The organism is Microbacterium sp. Bi128, assembly GCF_918698205.1.
Window position 1 is genome coordinate 1 of record NZ_CAKKMM010000658.1, and the last position, 2,723, is coordinate 2,723.

Annotated in this window: 2 protein-coding genes; both read right to left on the reverse strand. The window is 68.7% G+C overall.

The window, feature by feature from the left end:
* Window positions 1–120: 120 nt before the first annotated feature.
* Window positions 121–1,197, reverse strand: a complete 1,077-nt coding sequence (gene prfA / locus LQV45_RS24425) for a peptide chain release factor 1 (protein ID WP_230009201.1) — start codon at window positions 1,195–1,197, stop codon at window positions 121–123.
* An 18-nt stretch (window positions 1,198–1,215) separates the two neighbouring features.
* Window positions 1,216–2,723 (reverse strand): transcription termination factor Rho (gene rho, locus LQV45_RS24430; protein ID WP_230009200.1); only part of this gene is annotated, 1,508 nt, incomplete at its 5' end.

The window sequence follows — 2,723 nt, forward strand, 5'->3', positions numbered from 1 at the left end:
GGGCGGGGGCGGTGTACCGCACAACTCCTGCGGTCTGCGGGCTCCCGCGGCCGGAGCAGCGGCTCGCGGCTGATCTGCCGGAGTTGTGCGGCCGAGACAGCCGACGCGAAGCGCGCGGGCTCAGCCCTCGGAGAGGGCGGCGAGCCGAGCCTCTTCGTCGGCGGTGATCGCCGACTCGATGATCGGTGCCAACGCGCCGTCCATCACCTGGTCGAGGTTGTAGGCCTTGTACCCGGTGCGGTGGTCGGCGATGCGGTTCTCGGGGAAGTTGTACGTGCGGATGCGCTCGGAGCGGTCCATCCCGCGGATCTGCGAGCGCCGCGCGTCGGCGGCCACCGCGTCGCGCTCCTCCTGCTGCTTCGCCAGCAGCCGGGCCCGCAGTACGCGCATACCGGCTTCGCGGTTCTGCAGCTGCGACTTCTCGTTCTGCATCGAGACGACGATCCCGGTCGGCACGTGGGTGATGCGCACGGCCGAGTCGGTCGTGTTCACCGACTGCCCACCGGGGCCCGACGAGCGGAAGACGTCGATCTTCAGGTCGTTGGGGTCGATCGAGACCTCTTCGGGCTCGTCGACCTCGGGGAACACCAGCACACCCGTCGTCGAGGTGTGGATGCGCCCTTGCGACTCGGTCGCGGGCACCCGCTGTACGCGGTGCACACCGCCCTCGTACTTCAAGTGCGCCCACACGCCCTGCGCGGGGTCGCTGGACGACCCCTTGATCGCGACCTGGACGTCCTTGTAGCCGCCGAGGTCGGACTCGTTGCGTTCGAGGAGCTCGGTCTTCCAGCCCATGGATGCCGCGTACTGCAGGTACATCCGCAGCAGATCGGCCGCGAACAAGGCGCTCTCCGCCCCGCCCTCGCCGGCCTTGATCTCCATGATCACGTCGCGGGCGTCGTCGGGGTCGCGCGGGATGAGCAGGCGCCGCAGGCGCTCCTGCGACTCCTCGAGCCGCTCTTCGAGCGCAGGGACCTCTTCGGCGAACGCCTCGTCTTCACGGGCGAGTTCGCGCGCGGCATCCAGGTCATCGGATGCCGCCCGCCACGCCTCGTACGCGTGCACGATGCGGTTCAACTCGGCGTAGCGCCGGTTGACCCGCTTCGCGCGCGCCGCATCGGCGTGCACGGCCGGGTCGTTGAGTTCGAGCTCGACCTGCCGGTGCTCGTCGATCAGCCCGCGGACGGACTCGAGGATGCCGGAGTCGGACACGGCTCAGCGGATGCCGTTGTCGTGCCCGTTGTCTCCGCGCGCGGGGGCCGGGATCGACTTCTGCATCTGGACGAGGAACTCAACGTTGGACTGCGTCTCTTTGAGCTTGCCGAGCACGACCTCGAGGGCCTGCTGCGGGTCGAGGCCCGCGAGGGCGCGACGCAGCTTCCAGGTGATCTTGACCTCGTCGGGCGACAGCAGCATCTCTTCGCGACGAGTCGAGGACGCGTTGACGTCCACCGCCGGGAAGATGCGCTTGTCGGCGAGCTGGCGGCTCAGGCGCAGTTCGCTGTTGCCGGTGCCCTTGAACTCCTCGAAGATCACGTCGTCCATCTTCGAACCGGTCTCGACCAGGGCCGTTGCCAGGATCGTGAGCGATCCGCCGTTCTCGATGTTGCGGGCGGCGCCGAAGAAGCGCTTGGGCGGGTACAGCGCCGAGGCGTCCACACCACCGGTCAGCACGCGACCCGAGGTCGGAGCCGAGAGGTTGTAGGCGCGGCCGAGACGCGTGATCGAGTCCAGCAGCACGACGACGTCGCGACCGAGCTCGACCAGACGCTTCGCCCGCTCGATGGCGAGCTCGGCGACCGTGGTGTGGTCTTCGGCGGGACGGTCGAACGTCGAGGCGATGACCTCACCCTTGACCGTGCGCTGCATGTCGGTGACCTCTTCGGGGCGCTCGTCCACGAGCACGACCATGAGGTGGACTTCGGGGTTGTTCTGCGCGATCGCGTTCGCGATCTGCTGCAGCACGATCGTCTTGCCCGCCTTGGGGGGCGCGACTATCAGGCCGCGCTGGCCCTTGCCGACCGGTGCGACCAGGTCGATGAGGCGCTGCGTGAGCTTCTCGGGAGCGGTCTCCATGCGCAGACGCTCCTGCGGGTACAGCGGCGTCAGCTTGCCGAACTCGACGCGCGTGGCGGCGTCGTCGACGGAGAGGCCGTTGATGGAGTCGACCTTCACCAGCGCGTTGTACTTCTGGCGGCTGGACTGCTCGTTCTCGCGCGGCTGCTTGATGGCGCCGACGACCGCGTCACCCTTGCGCAGGTTGTACTTCTTGACCTGGCCGAGCGAGACGTAGACGTCGTTCGGGCCCGGCAGGTAACCGGAGGTGCGGATGAACGCGTAGTTCTCGAGCACGTCGAGGATACCGGCGACCGGCAGCAGGACATCGTCCTCGGTGACCTCGACGTCGTCGACGTCGGGTCCCTGCTGACGCCCGCTGCGGCGGTCGTTGCGGTCGCGGAAGCGGTCGTTGCGCGAGGAGTTGTCGCGGTTGTCCTGCTGGCCCTGGCGGTCACCGCGGTCGTTGCGGTCATGACGGTTGCGGCGGTTCCGGCGGCTTCCGCCGTCAGAATCATCGCTGTCGCGGGTGCTCTCGCGGGTGCCTGCCGAGTCGTCGCGGCCGCCACGGGTGCGGGTGTCACGGCGCTGGCCGTCTTCGCTGCCGGGCTCGCGCTGTTCGGTGCGCTGTTCACGCTGTTCAGTGCGCTGTTCGCGCTGTTCAGTGC